General features: G+C 67.7%; 14 protein-coding genes. 7 read left to right on the top strand and 7 right to left on the bottom strand.

The features are described 5' to 3' along the window. Positions 1 to 12: 12 nt before the first annotated feature. Complete coding sequence (locus OPU70_RS01990) at positions 13 to 723, bottom strand: DUF4191 family protein (RefSeq protein WP_042541187.1); 711 nt, start codon at positions 721 to 723, stop codon at positions 13 to 15. A 161-nt stretch (positions 724 to 884) separates the two neighbouring features. Between OPU70_RS01990 and OPU70_RS01995 the strand changes: the two genes are divergently transcribed. Further along, positions 885 to 2,384, top strand: a complete 1,500-nt coding sequence (locus tag OPU70_RS01995) for a hypothetical protein (protein WP_498557051.1) — start codon at positions 885 to 887, stop codon at positions 2,382 to 2,384. Between the two features lie 8 nt (positions 2,385 to 2,392). Here OPU70_RS01995 and sucB read toward each other — a convergent pair whose 3' ends face one another. The 3 genes from sucB to OPU70_RS02010 all read right to left on the bottom strand — a co-directional run bounded on the left by sucB (position 2,393) and on the right by OPU70_RS02010 (position 7,105). Continuing rightward, positions 2,393 to 4,186 (bottom strand): 2-oxoglutarate dehydrogenase, E2 component, dihydrolipoamide succinyltransferase, encoded by a 1,794-nt coding sequence (gene sucB, locus OPU70_RS02000; protein ID WP_498557052.1) that lies wholly within the window; start codon positions 4,184 to 4,186, stop codon positions 2,393 to 2,395. A gap of 67 nt (positions 4,187 to 4,253) precedes the next feature. Then, entirely contained in the window at positions 4,254 to 5,627 is a 1,374-nt protein-coding gene (gene lpdA / locus OPU70_RS02005) for a dihydrolipoyl dehydrogenase (RefSeq protein WP_498557053.1), read from the bottom strand. A gap of 2 nt (positions 5,628 to 5,629) precedes the next feature. Next, entirely contained in the window at positions 5,630 to 7,105 is a 1,476-nt protein-coding gene (locus tag OPU70_RS02010; RefSeq protein ID WP_498557054.1) for a leucyl aminopeptidase, read from the bottom strand. Positions 7,106 to 7,208: 103 nt separating this feature from the next. Here OPU70_RS02010 and OPU70_RS02015 point away from each other — a divergent pair, with 103 nt between their 5' ends. From OPU70_RS02015 to OPU70_RS02025, 3 genes are all read left to right on the top strand, one after another. Continuing rightward, positions 7,209 to 8,150, top strand: coding sequence for a proteasome assembly chaperone family protein (locus OPU70_RS02015; protein WP_079112880.1), 942 nt, complete (start codon positions 7,209 to 7,211; stop codon positions 8,148 to 8,150). A 167-nt stretch (positions 8,151 to 8,317) separates the two neighbouring features. Continuing rightward, entirely contained in the window at positions 8,318 to 9,550 is a 1,233-nt protein-coding gene (locus OPU70_RS02020) for an RNA polymerase sigma factor (protein WP_042540194.1), read from the top strand. Continuing rightward, a complete protein-coding gene (locus OPU70_RS02025; protein ID WP_498557055.1) occupies positions 9,550 to 10,242 on the top strand; it encodes a coenzyme F420-0:L-glutamate ligase in 693 nt (230 codons plus the stop codon). Before OPU70_RS02020 ends, OPU70_RS02025 begins: the two co-directional genes overlap by 1 nt. A 75-nt stretch (positions 10,243 to 10,317) precedes the next feature. On the opposite strand, the gene OPU70_RS02030 is transcribed toward OPU70_RS02025, so the two are convergent. After that, positions 10,318 to 11,334 carry a sugar-transfer associated ATP-grasp domain-containing protein gene (locus tag OPU70_RS02030; protein ID WP_042540198.1) on the bottom strand — a complete coding sequence of 339 codons (1,017 nt, stop codon included), beginning with the start codon at positions 11,332 to 11,334 and terminating at the stop codon, positions 10,318 to 10,320. A 79-nt stretch (positions 11,335 to 11,413) separates the two neighbouring features. Here OPU70_RS02030 and OPU70_RS02035 point away from each other — a divergent pair, with 79 nt between their 5' ends. Both OPU70_RS02035 and OPU70_RS02040 read left to right on the top strand, forming a co-directional pair. Further along, complete coding sequence (locus OPU70_RS02035; RefSeq protein ID WP_498557056.1) at positions 11,414 to 12,121, top strand: alanine racemase; 708 nt, start codon at positions 11,414 to 11,416, stop codon at positions 12,119 to 12,121. Continuing rightward, complete coding sequence (locus tag OPU70_RS02040) at positions 12,118 to 13,158, top strand: alanine racemase (RefSeq protein WP_498557057.1); 1,041 nt, start codon at positions 12,118 to 12,120, stop codon at positions 13,156 to 13,158. The genes OPU70_RS02035 and OPU70_RS02040 overlap by 4 nt, the downstream gene beginning before the upstream one ends. A gap of 54 nt (positions 13,159 to 13,212) precedes the next feature. Here the strand turns inward: OPU70_RS02040 and OPU70_RS02045 are convergent, their stop codons facing one another. Continuing rightward, positions 13,213 to 13,425 (bottom strand): DUF7455 domain-containing protein, encoded by a 213-nt coding sequence (locus OPU70_RS02045; protein WP_042540282.1) that lies wholly within the window; start codon positions 13,423 to 13,425, stop codon positions 13,213 to 13,215. Between the two features lie 182 nt (positions 13,426 to 13,607). On the opposite strand from OPU70_RS02045, the gene OPU70_RS02050 reads away from it, so the two are divergent. Further along, a complete protein-coding gene (locus OPU70_RS02050) occupies positions 13,608 to 15,710 on the top strand; it encodes a DNA gyrase/topoisomerase IV subunit B (RefSeq protein WP_082041087.1) in 2,103 nt (700 codons plus the stop codon). A 3-nt stretch (positions 15,711 to 15,713) separates the two neighbouring features. Here OPU70_RS02050 and OPU70_RS02055 read toward each other — a convergent pair whose 3' ends face one another. Further along, a complete protein-coding gene (locus OPU70_RS02055) occupies positions 15,714 to 16,931 on the bottom strand; it encodes a glycosyltransferase (protein ID WP_042540202.1) in 1,218 nt (405 codons plus the stop codon).

Below are 16,931 nucleotides of genomic sequence, written 5' to 3' on the forward strand. Positions count from 1 at the left end.
GCAGACGCCAGATCAACGAGGGCGCTGCGCTCGGACCTTCGTGGGGTCGATGCCCTTCGGGATCGGCAGCGAGGAGATCGACTGCGACACGGACTCGATGCGTCGGATGACGGCGCCCATGGTGGCCTTGTCGATGACCTTCGGAAGCTTCTTGATCGTCTTGGCGAGGTCGGCGATGGCGACGTCGTCATCGCCGTGGCCGACGTAGAGCACGGTGACAGGCACGCCGTGGGCGACGCGGGCGGCCTTGCTGCGCTCGTCGTTCACGAGGCGGGTCAAGCGTCCGCGTGAGCCCTCTCCGACGACGACGACCCCGCCGCGTCCGACCGTGCGGTAGACGGCGTCCTGCGTCTTGGGGTTGATCCCCACCGGCGTCTCGGAGCCCTGCCAGTGGCGACCGAGGCTGGTGCTGAGCACGTGGCCCGTGGCACCGGGCATTCCGTCGATCTTCTGATACATCGCCGACGTGGACAGGCGCGTCATCAGGAACATCGCGCCGAGCAGACCGAGCATCAGGCCCGAGATGCCCCAGAGGATGAGGGTCCACACCTGGAACGGCGGGATCAGGTAACCGACGATGAGGCCGACGAGCACACCGAGGACCAGCAGCGCGATCTGAGCCCAGGGCAGCCAGGGGTAGATCTCTCTCGTGAACTTGAAGAGGGACTTGATCTGGGAGAAGAATCCCGGACGCTTCTCGGGCGCGGACGTGCGGTTTGCCATGTGCATAAGAATACCGACTCCGGGAGGCGCTCATGGCGTCGTTCGCGTCAGGCGGATTCCTGGTCGCCATCCTCCTCTGCACAGGTCGTCGATCCCCGCGGAAGCGTCCACATCCCGCCTCCCTCCCACACAGGCTCCGTGCGATGCACTGACATGGGGTGATGGCAGATACAGAGGCGCGGTCACGAGGGGCGGTGCTCGTGCCGGGTGCGCATCGCGCGATCAGGAGGATCGACCCGGGCGAAGGACCGTACGCGGGAACGCTGGTCACCCGGGGCGGGTCGGTGGCCGTGCAGGTCGACTCGGAGTCGATCAGCGGGTGGGCGGGGTGGGAGCACGCCGGAGACGATCACGTCGCGGGTCCGCTCGACATCGTGCGGCGATCCGACGGGCATGACGTTCTTCTGCCGTGGTGCACGGAGCGGGTCTCCTCGTTCGTCGGACGCCGTGCCGCAGCCGATGCCTCGCTCGCCTCCGGAGAGATGACCACTCTCGTGGCGAGCATCCTGCGCGGTCTGGGCGAACTCGCGAGAGCCGAGGGGCACGATGAGACCGGCGAGTGGTGGCTCACGGACGACGGACGACCGACGTTCGTGATCGGTGCCGGCGAGACTGCTCGAGCCGCGGCGGCTGCCCTCGTGGCGCGGTTGCGGGAGGATTGTGCCGATCGCACGCTCGCTCGTCTGCTCGTCGTGATCGAGGAAGGGCTCGGTGCCGAGACCGCAAGGCCGGGGATGCCGGCTCGCCAGCTCGAGAAGTGGGAGGCCGAGCTGTTCGACACGGCGGCTCCGAAACCTCTGAAGCGAGATGTGCATGCGCCAGCGCTTACAAGGCATACCGATGCGGCGAGGCATGCGGTCGTGGCACGGCCCGTCGCGCGACGGCATCTGAGAACCCGCGCGCCGCTGCCGAGGGACCGCAGCGGAGTCGGGGCACTGTCGTCTCGATTCGTCGGTGGGATCGTGCATAGCCTCAACGGGTATCGAGACGCCGTCGCCCTCCGGCTCGGGCGCAGACCTGGGCGCGGCATCGTCGAACGCTCGGTCCGTCGAACCGAGTCGGCAGACGTCGGCACCGCAGCTGGCAGACGTGCTCCCGTTAGACGCGGTCGACGAACGATCGTCGCCGCTGCGGCGGCGGCAGTGGTGCTCGCCGGCGGGCTGCTCTGGCCCGGCGGGGCGACGGGGGAGCCTGACGGGGAAGGCGCCCCCGCCGTGCCGAAGAGCACTCCCCTCGCGACGGAGGTGCACCGCGTCTCCACCGATTCATCGCCGACGCCCATGTCACCCGCACCGGATCCGCCGACGCCGGGGGAGGGATCGCCGAGCGACGGATCCGACCCGACGGACCCCGTGGAGGCGGCGCGGATGCTGATCAGTGCGATCGGCATCTGCGGCGAGAACGAGGACAAGGTCTGCGACGGTGCTGTCGCTCAAGGATCTGTCGGTGTCGTCGACGAGTTGGGCGGCGGCAACGAGGGAGCGCTGCAGCTTCAATCGGTGGATGAGTACGGAGACGTCGCAGTGATCCGGGTCTCCCCGTCTCAGGGCGTCAGCGATGGTGCGGCGTCGGAAGGTGGGGAACGGATGGTCGTGCTCGTACGGATCGCAGAGAAATGGCTGGTCCGCGACGTGTATGACGTCGCGGACCAGCCAGGGTGATGCTGTGGTCAGGCTCCGAGCTGAGCGGCGAACTGCGCCGACTCGAGGCGGGCCTTCACCGCGCCGAGGAAGCGGGCGGCGTCGGCTCCGTCGATGATGCGGTGGTCGTACGAGAGCGCGAGGTACACGTACGAGCGCACGGCGATCGCATCCGCTCCACCGACCTTGACGAGACCGGGACGCTTGACGACCGTTCCGGTGCCGAGGATCGCGGACTGCGGCAGGAACACGACGGGGGTGTCGAACAGCGCGCCACGCGAACCGGTGTTGGTCAGCGTGAACGTGCCGCCGGCGAGCTCGTCGGGCTTCAGCTTGTTGTCACGCGTGCGCGCGGCGAGGTCCGCGATCTCGTGGGCGATCTCCGCGATGTTCTTCGACGCGGCATCGCGCAGGACCGGCGTGAGCAGACCGCGCTCGGTGTCGACGGCGATCGACACGTTCTCGGACTCCGGGTAGACGATGTTCTCTCCGTCGACCGTGGCGTTCACGATCGGGAAGGCGCGCAGTGCCTCGGCGGCGGCCAGAGCGAAGAACGGCAGGAACGACAGCTTGTCGCCGGTCTTCTCGAGGAACGATCCCTTGACGCTGTCGCGGTACTCCGCGAGAGCGGTCACATCGACCTCGACCACCGTGGTGAGCTGAGCCGTCTGCTGCATCGACTCGACGGCGCGCTTTGCGAGCACCTTGCGCAGACGCGACATCGGCTGCGTGGTGCCACGCAGCGGCGACACCTCGAGCGGAGCCGGTGCGGCAGGAGCGGCGGCTGCAGCGGGTGCAAACGAGGCGCTCTCGGCGGCCTTGAGGACGTCCTCCTTGCGGATGCGTCCTCCGACACCGGTGCCGGTGACGCTGGCGAGGTCGACGCCCTGCTGCGAGGCCAGGCGGCGCACGAGCGGGGTGACGTACAGGTTGTCGCTCTCGGTCGGGAGTGACAGCTTCTGCTCGGCCTGAGCCGGAGCCGCGGCGGCGCCGCCGGTCGCCTGCTCCGGAGCCGCCTGTGCGGGAGCCGCCACGGGCGCCTCGGCGGCAGGCCGCTCTGCAGGCTTGTCGACGGGGGCCTCCGAGACCGATTCCTTTGCCTCAGGCGCCTCGGCAGCAGACGGCTGCCCGGCAGGAGCCGGGGCCTCTGCCGCGGGCGCGGGTGCCTGTGCCGGTGCGGCCGCGGGGGCCGCTCCGGAGCCGACACGAGCGAGCACAGCGCCCACCTCGACGGTCTCGTCTTCGGCTGCGACGATCTCCTGCAGCACACCGGCGACGGGCGACGGGATCTCGGTGTCGACCTTGTCGGTGGAGATCTCGAGCAGAGCCTCGTCGACCTCGACCGTGTCGCCGATCTGCTTGAGCCAGCGCGTGACGGTGCCCTCGGTGACGCTCTCGCCGAGTTCCGGGAGGACGATGTCAGTGGCGTCGCCGGCGGGTGCGGGCGCGGGAGCCGCCTCGGCGGCAGCGGGCGCAGCGGCTTCGGGCTCTGCGGGAGCCTCGGCCTGCGGCGCGGCCGGCTCGGGGACCTCCTCAGCGGCGGGGGCAGCGGCCGCGGGGGCGTCATCTGCCGGAGCGGAGGCGCTGCCGTCGCCGATGCGCGCGAGCAGCGCGCCGACCTCGATGGTCTCGTCCTCGGCGACGAGGATCTCCTCGATCACACCGGTGACAGGAGAGGGGATCTCGGTGTCGACCTTGTCGGTCGAGATCTCGAGCAGGCCCTCATCCGCCTGAACGGTGTCTCCCACCTGCTTGAGCCAGCGGGTGACGGTGCCCTCTGTGACGCTCTCGCCGAGAGGGGGGAGGACGACGGATGTGCTCATGACTGAGTCTCCTTCAGGAAGTTAAATGACGCGTGTCTAGCTTAGTGAACTGTTCACCGGTTGGTGTTCAGAGGGCGTGCAGCGGCTTTCCCGCGAGGGCGAGGAAGGCTTCTCCGAGTGCCTCGCTCTGCGTGGGATGCGCGTGGATCAGGGGGGCGATGTCCTCGGGGTGGGCTTCCCACGCGACGGCCAGCTGGCCCTCGGCGATGAGCTCGCCCACACGGTCGCCGAGCAGGTGGACGCCGATGACCGGGCCGTCTTTGCGTCGGACGACCTTCACGAGCCCGCCGGTGCCGATGATCTCGCTCTTGCCGTTCCCGGCGAGGTTGTACTCGTACGCCACCACGGCATCCGCGCCGTGCTCGGCGACGGCCGCTTCTTCTGTGACGCCGACGGAGGCGACCTCGGGGCTCGAATAGGTGACCTTCGGGATCTGGATGTCGGGAACGTGTGCGGGGGAGAGCCCGGCGATGCGTTCTGCGACCGCGATGCCCTGCTGGAACCCGCGGTGCGCGAGCTGCAGCCCGGGTGTGATGTCCCCGACGGCCCACACTCCGGGGACACCGGTCCGGAGATCCTCGTCGACGGCGACGAAGCCGCGGTCGAGGGTCACCCCCGCCTCTTCGAAGCCGAGGTCGGCCGTGACGGGTCCGCGCCCCACAGCGACGAGCAGGTAGTCGGCGGTGAACTCCTTGCCGTCCTCGAGTGTGACGGTGACCGAGCTGTCGTCCTGAGTCGCATTCTGGAAGCGGACGCCGAGCGAATACTGGATTCCGCGGCGCCGGAAGGCCCGCTCGAGTCCCTTGCTCATCGCGATGTCCTCGTTCGGGACGAGGTGGGGCAGTGCCTCGATGATGGTGACCTCGGTGCCGAACGAGCGCCACACGCTGGCGAACTCGACGCCGATGACGCCTCCGCCGAGCACCAGCACACGCTCCGGGATCACATCGAGCGACAGCGCCTGCTCGCTGGTGAGGATCCGGCCGCCGATCTCGAGCCCGGGAAGAGTCCGGCTGTACGAGCCGGTGGCGAGGACCACGTCTGTGCCGACGTACACGTCATCGCCCACGCTCACCGAGCGGTCGGCGTTCAGACGGCCGAAGCCCGCGACGGTCGTGATGCCCCGAGCCTTCACCAGGCCCTCGAGACCCTTGTACTTCTTCGCGACGATTCCCTCGCGGTAGGCGCGGACACCTGCGGGATCGATTCCCTCCAGAGTCGCCGAGATCCCGACATGCGCGGCATCTCGCACATGCTCGGCGACCTCTGCCGCGTGCAGCAGCGCTTTCGTCGGGATGCAGCCGCGGTGCAGGCACGTGCCGCCGACCTTGTCCTTCTCGATGAGCACGACGGACTTGCCGAGTTCGCTCGCACGCAGGGCGGCGGCGTATCCGCCGCTGCCTCCGCCCAGGACGACGATGTCGAAGGTGTGCGTGGTCATGGTCATGCCTCCTTGTGGGATGCTTCGGCGAACGCGATGATCGATCGGACCATCGCTCCTGTGGGGCCCTTGTCGGTGAACCCGTACGGCGCCCCGTTGTGCTCGCCGGAACCGGCGATGTCGAGGTGCACCCAGGGGATGCGGGGGGCGTCCTTCTCTTCCGAGACGCGGCCGACGAAGCGGCGCAGGAAGAGACCGGCGTACGAGGCCCCGCCCATGCGATCGCTCATGTTCGCGTTCTGCATGTCGGCGATGGGGGAGTCGAGCGAGTCCTCCATGTACGCCGGGAGCGGCATGTGCCAGGCCAGTTCGTCGGCTGCGTCGGTGGCGGTGAGGAACTCCGCGACCGCGGCGTCGTCACCGAACACACCCGTGTGACGGTGTCCGAGTGCCATGACGATCGCGCCGGTGAGAGTAGCGACGTCGATGATGACGTCGGGGTTCTCGCGGCTGGCGGCCACGAGGCCGTCAGCCATGACCAGGCGGCCCTCGGCATCCGTGTTCGGGACCTCGACGGTCGTGCCGTCGAGAATGCGGATGACGTCGCCGGGACGCAGTGCGCGCCCGGAGGGCATGTTGTCGGTGATGCAGAGCCAGGCCGTGACGTGCACGGGCAGGCCGAGGGTCGCGATCGCGCGCAGCGCGGCGACACTCGTCGCTGCGCCCGCCATGTCGAACTTCATCCCGACCATCGAGGCTGCCGGCTTGAGCGAGAGTCCGCCGGTGTCGAATGTGATGCCCTTGCCGACGAGGGCGATGTGGCGTGTCGCCTTCGCGGGCGCATAGTCGAGGCGGACGAGGCGCGGAGGCCTGTCGGAGCCCTGACCGACGCCGAGGATGCCGCCGAATCCCTGCTCAGCGAGGGCGTCCTCGTCGAGGATCTCGACGGTGACGTCTGCCAGACCCGAGACACTGTCTGCCGCGCTCTGCGCGAGCTGTGTGGGGCTCTGCCACTCGGCGGGGACGAAGACGAGGTCCTTGACCAGGGCCACTGCCTCGCCGACGGCGATCGACCGGGAGAGGGCGGCGTCGTCGAGTTCTGCGTGCAGCAGGACTGAGGAAGCGCGACTCTTGCCCGAGTCCTTGCGGTACCCCTCGAACCGGTAGGCGCCGAGCACTGCACCGTCTGCGGCGGCTGCCGCGAACTCCTCGAGGCCCGGCGCCAATGCCACGGACACTGTCTCGAAGCCGGTCAGTGAACGGAGAGCGGCGCCCACCGCGTTGCGCACTGCCTGGGCGTCCGGCGCGCGCCCGACACCCACGACGGCGAGCGGCAGAGTCGTCACCTCGGGGGCATAGGCACGGGTGAAGGCGGACGCCGAACCGGTGAAGCCGATGCCCTGCAGCGATTCGGTGAGTCCGGGATAGCCGTTCAGCGACTCCGTCGAGTCCGAGATCTCGGGGATGACCAGCACTGCGGCGTCTGCAGCGCTTCCGGGGAACTGATCTGAGGTGCGCGAGAGCGCGGGAAGCGTCATGACTCCATCCTAGGTCGGCCGCGCGTCCGGTCGCCGAGCGGGTGTTCGCTCTCAGCTTGAAGGTCACCGCCCGGCCGTCCGACGCTGCTCGTAGCATTGACTCATGCCCTTCTCCGGAGAGATACATGAACGTGTAGCGAACGCGCCGGTCGTGCCGCGCGGACTGCCCCTTGTCCTGCTCCTCACGGGTTTCACCGACGCAGGCAACGCCGTCTCGGGGCTCATCGAGCACCTTCGCGAGACGACCTCTCCCCAGCCGGTCGTGGTCTTCGACAACGATGTGCTCCTCGACTACCGCGCGCGTCGCCCGGTGATCTCGTTCGATCAGGACCATCTGACCGAGTTCCGCCCCGCACGGCTCGAACTGTCGCTCGCGACCGATGCTCTCGGCCAGAAGTTCCTCCTCCTCGCCGGGTACGAGCCTGATTTCGCGTGGAACGAGTTCGCACGCACGGTGCTCGAACTCGCCGACGAATTCGAGGTGTCAGGGCTCAACTGGGTGCACTCGATCGCCATGCCCGTGCCGCACACCCGCCCCATCGGCACGACTGTGAGCGGCAACAGGCGCGAGCTCACCGTGGCGCATTCCGTGTGGCGTCCGCGCACGCAGGTGCCGGCGACCGCGGGCCACCTCCTCGAGTTCCGCTTCGCCGAGCACGGCGAGCGGGTCGTCGGCTTCGTGCTGCTGGTGCCCCACTACCTCGCCGAGACCGAGAACCCCGACGCCGTGATCGCGGCGGCCGAGAAGCTGATGGCCGCGACCGGCCTGGTGATCCTGCTCGACGAGGTGCAGGAACGCCGAGAGGACTACCGCACCCGCGTCGATGATCAGGTGATCGGCAACGACGAGCTGCAGCAGATGGTGCAGGGGCTCGAGCGCCGGTATGACGCCTATATGGCCGGCCGTGACCCCGAGGACGGGTCGTACGACGAGGGTGGTTTCAACGAGCGCGACCTGCCGAGCGCTGACGAACTGGCTGCAGAGCTCGAGCGCTATCTCGCCTCTCGCCCCAGCGGCGACGAGGACAAACCGGGTCGAGGCTGACGTCGAAGGCGTGAACTTCGGCCGATTGCACCGGCATGCCCACACGTGTGCGATACTAGGAGTCTGACCCGTTGTCAATCGATCTTTCCGGAGATCTGACTTGACAAGGGTCTTACTAGTGTCCGAAATGCTCCGGGGCCAGCGAGCGGCCCCGTGAAAGGCGAAACGTGACTCCTGCCACGACGAAGAAGACCCGGACGAAGAAGACCGCCGACGCTCCCGAGGTCGACGCTCCCGTCGAGGAGGCGGCTGAGAAGCCGGCCCCCAAGACGGCAGCGCAGCGGGCCGCCGCCAAGCGCGCGCCCGCGAAGAAGAAGAAGGCCGAAGACATCGTCGAAGACGACGAGACTCCTCCCGCCGCAGAGCCCGACGAGGACGACGAGGACTCGAAGCCGAAGTTCACTGAGCCTCTGCCGACAGGTGCCATCGTCATCTCGTCGAACGACGACGAAGACGTGCCCGTCTACTCGACGCAGATCACCGGTGCGACCGCCGACCCTGTCAAGGACTACCTGAAGCAGATCGGAAAGGTCGCTCTGCTGAACGCGGCCGAAGAGGTCGAGCTCGCGATGCGCATCGAGGCCGGGCTGTTCGCCGAGGAGAAGCTCTCCACGATGACTGCTGCCGAGAAGGCCAGTCAGCTCGGACTCGACCTGCAGTGGGTCGCCCGCGACGGCCAGCGCGCGAAGAGCCACCTGCTGGGTGCGAACCTGCGTCTCGTCGTGTCTCTCGCCAAGCGCTACACCGGTCGCGGCATGCAGTTCCTGGACCTGATCCAGGAGGGCAACCTCGGCCTGATCCGCGCGGTCGAGAAGTTCGACTACACCAAGGGCTTCAAGTTCTCGACATACGCCACCTGGTGGATCCGTCAGGCGATCACGCGTGCCATGGCCGACCAGGCCCGTACGATCCGCATCCCGGTGCACATGGTCGAGGTCATCAACAAGCTGGCCCGCGTGCAGCGCCAGATGCTGCAGGACCTGGGCCGCGAACCCACGCCCGAAGAGCTCAGCCGCGAGCTGGACATGACGCCCGAGAAGGTCGTCGAGGTGCAGAAGTACGGCCGCGAGCCGATCTCGCTGCACACTCCGCTCGGTGAAGACGGCGACAGCGAGTTCGGCGACCTCATCGAGGACACCGAGGCCGTGGTCCCGGCCGACGCCGTGGGCTTCACGATGCTGCAGCGTCAGCTCGAGCAGCTGCTCGACTCGCTGTCCGAGCGCGAGGCCGGTGTCATCCGGATGCGCTTCGGACTCGGTGACGGGCAGCCCAAGACGCTCGACCAGATCGGTGACACGTTCGGCGTGACGCGTGAGCGCATCCGTCAGATCGAGTCGAAGACGATGGCGAAGCTGCGCCACCCGAGCCGCTCGCAGTCGCTGCGGGACTACCTCGAGTAATGCAGGCGAACGAGGGCAAGTCGCTCGAGGCGAGCGTCGACGGCAAGAGCTACGCGCGCATCCCTCTGCGGACGCGCGTCGTCATGCCCGATGACGACCTCGAGTCGGTCGTCATGGAGTACGCGAAGGATGCGGTGCAGCCGGGCGACCTGCTGTTCGTGACCGAGAAGATCGTGGCGATCACGCAGGGTCGGTCGTACCGGCTCGACGAGATCTCGCCGCGACCTCTCGCACGCTTCCTCTCGCGATACGTCGTCCGCACCTCCTACGGCATCGGTCTCGGAATGCCGGAGACCATGGAGATGGCACTGCGCGAGTGCGGCACCCTGCGGATCCTGTTCGCTGCCGGTGTCTCGGTCATCACCAAGGCCTTCGGGCGCCGAGGCGACTTCTACCGCATCGCCGGCGACAAGGCGCGTGCGATCGACGGCCCGACGAAGAACACGATCCCGCCGTACAACCAGGCAGTCGTGCTCGGCCCGAAGAACCCGCGCGAGGTCGCAGTGCGCCTGAAGAAGATGCTCGGTGGGAACCTCGAAGTGGCCGTCGTCGACATCAACGACATCGGCGGCAACATCCTCGGTTCGACGCTCGACAAGGCAGGCGAGCGTCGACTCGTTCAGATCCTGGGCGACAACCCGCTCGGACAGGCCACGCAGTCGACGCCCATGGGCATCGTCCGCGAGGTCTGACCTCCTCGAGTCGCACGTCGCAGCAAGAAGGCCCGGATGCTCAGCATCCGGGCCTTCTGCATGCCTTTCGTGCGGTCAGAATCCGATCGCGGCCTGATAGCGCGGCTTGTGTCCTGTGCGGATGCCGGTGACGCTCGGCTTGTTCTCGTACACGCCGGCACCCCAGTTGCCCTCGACCAGAACCGGACCGTCGGGGGTGACCACGACATCCCAGCCGACGTACTGGATCTGCGGCACGACACGAGCGACCTGATCCACGAACTCGCGGACCTCATCCATCAACGGCAGCTGGAAGTCGGCGATGGGGAAGCCGGAGTCCGGGTGCGTGACGTGCACGTGACCGTGGGAGTCGTATCCGGAGCCCACGGAGTGACCGCTCTCGTCGAGCATCGTGTAGAAGCCGCCGAAGCTCATCTGGTCGCTCACCGCGCCGCGTCCGAACTTCTGAGCCATCGCGAGGATGTGCGTCTTCTCGCCATCGAAGAACGCGGTGATGCGCGTGGTGTTGACGGTTCCGGGGCAGACGGCCGCGAGATCGGCGTGCTGGCGGATGACCTCTTCGACGAGAACCTGCTTCTTCGACAGGAGCTCGGCATGGAACGCGTCCCAGTCGGTGACGTCGGCGGCGTGATAGCGGTGCACACCGGTGCCCGCCTGCCCGTGGGTCTCCTTGACGACGATCGTCCCCTGGCGCTCGGTGAAGTCACGCAGCTCGTCTGCGTTGCCCTCGGTGATGAGCATCCATTCGCGCTTGAGGAATGCGTCGAAGACGGCGTTGAACTCCGCCTTGTCGTGGAACAGGTGGCGGTAGTCCGGGTGGTCGTACTTCTGGGAGATCTCGTTCGACACCGGGTGGGTCATGAACGTGTCGCGCTCCGCCTTGGTGAGGATCGCGAAGTCGTAGTCGATGTAGTCCTGGAACCCGACGTTGTGTCGCCCGGCGGACCACAGCATGTCGACGACCACGAGCGGCACCGCCTTGCCGTGCTGAGATGACGCCTCTTTGGCCCTCTCAATGACCGAGGCGACGTCGATGCGGCGGGCGCGCGCCAGCAGGTAGCGGACGCGGGGCGCGAGGGAAAAGCGTGACATGGATCTCCAAGTTCGGGGTCCCCTCCAGTCTACGGTGGGTGCGCAGGGCATCCTGAGAAGGCGGAGCTAGGCTGGAAACGTGTGTGAGAAGACTTCGAGCTCTCGTCCGCGCGCGATGATCTCGCGGTCGGCGCTGGCGGCCGCATCGACCGCCGCTGTCGCCGCCGGGGGCCGCGTGGCCGACCTTCGCCGGGATGCCTGGGGGCACGGAGTGCTCGCTGTCGCTCACGCCGTCGTCGCGGCCGGAGCGGCCTCCGTGCGGGTCGACTACGCCACAGAGGCGGAGGCGCTGGCGCTCGAGGGCATCGACGCGGTGACGGACGGCGATGCCGATATCGACCCGTTCCTGCTCTACGGTTTGCCTGACCCTGACGGAACTCTGCGGACGAGGCCGGTGATGCGCCTGGTCGGCAGAGTGCTCTCCACCAAGCCGCTGGCCGCCGGAGACGCGGTCTCCTACGGCTACACACATCGAGTGACGCGCGATACGACTGCCGCACTGGTCACCGGCGGATACGCGCAGGGAATCGTCCGTGCTCTCGGCAACGCCGCCCACGTCGAGATCGAGGGCGTGCAACGGCCGATCATCGGGCGCGTCGCGATGGACGTGTGCGTGATCGATCTGCAGGGCTCTGACGCCGTCGCCACCGGAGCCGATGCCACCTATTTCGGAGGGCGCGGACCTGCCGCTCCCTCCCTCGCGAGATGGGGCGCGGTGACAGGACTCACGATCGCCGAGCTCGTCGCCGTCGCAGGCTCCCACGCGGAGCGGGGGTGGGAGGCATGAGCCGTCCGGAACTGCGCGTGGACACAGAGAGATTCAGGTCGAACATCCGTGCCGTGCGCGATCGCATCGCTCCGTCGGCGCTGATGATCGTGCTCAAAGACGACGCCTACGGTCACGGTCTGCGCTGGGCCGTGGAGGCCGCGAGAGGAATGGGCGTCCACTGGTACGGGGCGTACGACGTCCGCAGTGGTGTCGAGGCAAGACGCGTGCTGGGTGACACGGGGCGGATCTTCGCATGGGCCACCTCGACCGATGACGAGGTCGACGAAGCGTTGCGCGCACGCATCGACCTGGGAGTCGGATCAGCGGAGTACCTGTCGCGCATCACGGCGCTGGCTGCGCGACGGGGACTGCGGGCGCGGATCCATCTGAAGATCGACACCGGTCTGCATCGCAACGGGCTGCTTCCGGCCGAGTGGGAACGCACCATCGCCGAGGTGCGCGCCGGTGAGGCCGCAGGGCACCTGGAGCTCGTGGGAATCTGGAGCCATCTCGCCGAGGCGAGCGATGACGAGGACGACGAGGCTCAGACCCTTTTCCTCGACGCCGTGCGCGTGGCGGAGCAGTCGGGCGCGACACCCGAGGCGCTGCACCTGACGGCATCCGCCGCGTCCTGGTGGCGCCCCGAGCTTCGCGGCTCGGTGTCGCGGATCGGAGCGTTCTGCTACGGCGTCCGTTCGGCGGATGGCCCCGATCTTGCCGGGGTGGCACCGGTCGCGGAGCTCACTGCGACGGTCGTCGACATCGTCGACGGTGACGCCGTGGTGGGCATCGGCGCATTCGACGGCATCCCGTCGACGCTGGCAGGGGCCCGAGTCGGCACCCTCGCGGGGGCTCGCGAGCTTCTGCGCATCGACGCGGTGACCTCGGTGGTCGAGGGGTGGCCGGGAATGCGGATCGGCGACTCGGTCTGGATGTTCGGTGCAGGAGATCATGGCGAGTCGAGCGCGACGACCCTCGCCGAGCGCATCGACACCGTCGGTGAGGAGATCCTCACCCGACTCACCGCTCGCATCCGACGGGTGAGCACCCCTTAACGAATGCGGAGCCCGTCAGATGACGGGCTCCGAGGCGGATGTGACCGCAGCTGATCAGTCGATCAGGCGAGCGGTCTCGTCGTGCCAGCTCGTTGCGATGCTGCGGAGCTTCTCTTCGTACTTGCGTCCGTGGTGTGCGCAGAAGAGGAGTTCGGAGCCGTTGACCTCGGCGGCGATGTAGGCCTGAGCGCCACATGAATCACAGCGATCCATGGCGGTCAGGCGGAACTCGACGGCGGAGGTCTCACGTTCGGTCGTTGCGTTCATCATGGTGCCTCCTTGAGTGTCGGGTTCGCTGGTTGGGCGTGTTCAATACAACCACGCTGACGGTGTACACATGCCCGGTTTGCGGCGTGTTTCGCTCAGCGCGTACGCGCGGGACGCCTCGTAGGGGTTAGCGGGGAGTGTCTGCGGCTGCAGCAGGGGCATCGCGAATAGACTCGGAGATTGTGACCGCCGAGTATTCCGCCCATCATCTCCAGGTGCTCGAAGGGCTCGAGGCCGTCCGCAAGCGTCCCGGTATGTACATCGGTTCGAACGGATCCCCGGGCCTGATGCACTGCCTCTGGGAGATCATCGACAACGCCGTCGACGAGGCCGTCGCGGGCAACGGCTCGAAGATCGACATCATCCTGCACGATGACGGCAGCGTCGAGGTGCACGACCGTGGCCGGGGCATCCCCGTGGACGTCGAGCCGCGCACGGGCTTGACCGGCGTCGAGGTCGTCTTCACGAAGCTGCACGCCGGCGGCAAGTTCGGCGGCGGGTCCTATGCGGCTTCCGGCGGTCTGCACGGCGTCGGAGCTTCCGTCGTCAATGCCCTCTCCGAGCGCCTCGACGTCGAGGTCGACCGCGGCGGCAAGACCTACGCGATGTCGTTCCACCGTGGCGAGCCCGGACTCTTCGCCGACAGCGGCGAGAAGCGACCGGACGCGAAGTTCACGCCGTTCCAGGACAAGAGCGAGCTCCGGGTCGTCGGCAAGGCGCCGCGCGGCACGAGCGGCACGCGCATCCGCTACTGGGCGGATCACCAGATCTTCACGAAGGATGCTGCGTTCCAGCTCAACGACCTGGTGACCCGCGCGCGTCAGACGGCCTTCCTCGTTCCGGGGCTGGAACTCGTGATCCGCGATGAGCGCGCGGCCAACGGCTCGGAGGTCGAGGGGCAGCCGATCGAGACGTCGTACCGGTACGACGGCGGCATCTCGGAGTTCGTCGAGTACCTCGCGAACGACGCGCCCGTCACCGACACCTGGCGCATTCAGGGCGAAGGCACGTTCAAGGAGACCGTTCCGGTTCTGCAGGCCGATGGCCACATGATCGCCACCGAGGTCGAGCGCGTCTGCGCCGTCGACATCGCGATGCGCTGGGGCACCGGCTACGACACGACCACGCGGTCCTTCGTCAACATCATCGCCACGCCCAAGGGCGGCACGCACCAGCAGGGCTTCGAGCAGGAGCTGCTCAAGGTGCTGCGTTCGCAGGTCGATCAGAACGCACGCCGACTGAAGGTCGGCAGCAACGACAAGCTCGAGAAGGACGACGTCCTCGCCGGGCTCACCGCTGTGCTGACGGTGAACGTCCCCGAACCGCAATTCGAAGGTCAGACGAAGGAGATCCTCGGCACGCCCGCCGTGCGCCAGATCGTCGCCCAGGTGCTTCGCAAGGATCTCGCGGCGCGGTTCAGCTCGACCAAGCGCGACGACAAGAGTCAGGCGACGCAGCTGCTCGACAAGGTCGTCGCCGAGATGAAGGCTCGCGTCTCTGCGCGAGCCCATAAAGAGACCCAGCGGCGCAAGAACGCCCTCGAGTCGTCGACGCTGCCGACCAAGCTGGTCGACTGCCGCACCAACGAGGTCGAGCGCAGCGAGCTGTTCATCGTCGAGGGCGACTCCGCTCTCGGCACCGCGAAGAACGCCCGCAACAGCGAGTTCCAGGCGCTGCTGCCCATTCGCGGCAAGATCCTCAACGTGCAGAAGGCGTCGGTGGGCGACATGCTCTCCAACGCCGAGTGCGCCTCGATCATCCAGGTGATCGGCGCGGGTTCGGGCCGCAGCTTCGACATCGACGCCGCACGGTACGGCAAGGTGATCCTGATGAGCGATGCCGACGTCGACGGCGCTCACATCCGCACGCTGCTGCTCACGCTGTTCTACCGGTACATGCGTCCTCTCATCGAGCACGGTCGCGTGTTCGCCGCAGTGCCACCGCTGCACCGTGTGATCGTGATGAACCCGGGTTCCAAGCCCAACGAGACGATCTACACCTACAGCGAGCAGGAGATGCACGCGCTGCTTGCAAAGCTCCGCAAGTCGGGTAAACGTTGGCATGAGCCGATCCAGCGGTACAAGGGTCTCGGCGAGATGGACGCGGAGCAGCTCGCCACGACCACCATGGATCGTGGCGGACGCCTGTTGCGCCGCGTGCGCATGGAGGATGCCGAAGCGGCCGGCCGAGTCTTCGAACTGCTGATGGGCAACGAGGTCGCTCCTCGTCGCGAGTTCATCATCGAGTCGTCCGACCGGCTCTCGCGTGAATCGATCGATGCCTGAGCATCATCGCTTCAGAGCCATGGCGGCCCGGTAGACGTCCAGCAGCGCGTCTCGGTGGGTGTCCTGAGAGACTCGCTCTCGGTGAGCGATCGCAGCTGCGCTCATCCGAGTGAGCCGCGCGGGATCGTCGCGCAGCTCTCGGATCGCGGCCGCCAGGCCCTCGGCATCCGGTGTCCGAGTGACGAGCCCACCGCCGTCGGGCAGCATCTCGAGGAGATCGGGATCCGTGACGATCACCGGCAGACCGGAGGCGATCCCCTCGAGGATCACCATCGGCTGATTGTCGAAATCGAGGGAACTCGAGACCAGGACGTGCGCACCGCGCATCGCCTCGAGCACGCGCGATTGGGCGACCCCGCCGTGCACCGTGAGCTTGCCGGCAGCCATGCCGTCTGATGCCGCGGCGACGCGATGTCTGGCCACACCGTCGCCGAACATCTCGGCTCGGATGCCCGAGAGCTGACTCACGGCGTCGACGAAGACCTCAGGACGCTTCTCGGGCGAGAGCCTTCCGCACCACACCACTCGAAGCGGCTCTGCGGGGTCGAGGATGCGCGGCGGGGGAGCGCCGACCTCGTGGAGCACCGTCGCCTCCAGGCCGTTCGAGAGCACGGTGAGCGGCGTCCGCACGCCCTGAGCCGAGAGCTTCGCGGCGAAATGGGCGGAGGGCACGATGACCTGGTCGGCATGATTCGCCTGGCTGACCATGAGCCGCCACATGAGCCGCGCCGCACGTGTCTGCGCATATGGCGCGCTGCTGTCGACCACCGTGCTGTCGTGGCTCATGCGGCGCCGGTGCATGGTCGCGAGCAGCGCCGTCGTGATCGAGGGCAGCGGCAACACAGAGCGCGTGTAGACGTCGATGCGTCCGTGCATGGTCTGCACGACCGGTAGTCCGAGAGTCTTCGCCGCCTCGAAACCGCCCAGCGCCGCGAACATCTCGGTGTGCACGTGGACGATGTCGACTCGGCGGGAGCGCAGGCCCTCGGTGAGCGACGCCGCAACGGCCGAGGGGGTCCAGGCGAACGGGTATCCGTCCGGTGCGAAGCGACGGGCGGTCGGCAGGCGCACGACATGCGGGTCGTCGCCGGACTCGGCCAGGGGCGCGAACACGAAGACCTCGTGCCCGGCCTGCTCGAGAGCCTCTCTGTGCGCCTTGATGACCGTCTGCACGCCGCCGAGCGTGGGCAGGTAGTAGTCGGTGACCATGGCGATGCGCAC

The sequence above is a fragment of the Microbacterium sp. SWDP-B6 genome (assembly GCF_059803615.1).

Excerpts from the sequence above, each read along its gene's own strand:
- OPU70_RS01990 (WP_042541187.1), bottom strand. The coding sequence starts at position 723 with ATGGCAAACCGCACGTCCGCGCCCGAGAAGCGTCCGGGATTCTTCTCC.
- OPU70_RS01995 (WP_498557051.1), top strand. The coding sequence starts at position 885 with ATGGCAGATACAGAGGCGCGGTCACGAGGGGCGGTGCTCGTGCCGGGT.
- sucB (WP_498557052.1), bottom strand. The coding sequence starts at position 4,186 with ATGAGCACATCCGTCGTCCTCCCCCCTCTCGGCGAGAGCGTCACAGAG.
- lpdA (WP_498557053.1), bottom strand. The coding sequence starts at position 5,627 with ATGACCACGCACACCTTCGACATCGTCGTCCTGGGCGGAGGCAGCGGC.
- OPU70_RS02010 (WP_498557054.1), bottom strand. The coding sequence starts at position 7,105 with ATGACGCTTCCCGCGCTCTCGCGCACCTCAGATCAGTTCCCCGGAAGC.
- OPU70_RS02015 (WP_079112880.1), top strand. The coding sequence starts at position 7,209 with ATGCCCTTCTCCGGAGAGATACATGAACGTGTAGCGAACGCGCCGGTC.
- OPU70_RS02025 (WP_498557055.1), top strand. The coding sequence starts at position 9,550 with ATGCAGGCGAACGAGGGCAAGTCGCTCGAGGCGAGCGTCGACGGCAAG.
- OPU70_RS02030 (WP_042540198.1), bottom strand. The coding sequence starts at position 11,334 with ATGTCACGCTTTTCCCTCGCGCCCCGCGTCCGCTACCTGCTGGCGCGC.
- OPU70_RS02040 (WP_498557057.1), top strand. The coding sequence starts at position 12,118 with ATGAGCCGTCCGGAACTGCGCGTGGACACAGAGAGATTCAGGTCGAAC.
- OPU70_RS02045 (WP_042540282.1), bottom strand. The coding sequence starts at position 13,425 with ATGAACGCAACGACCGAACGTGAGACCTCCGCCGTCGAGTTCCGCCTG.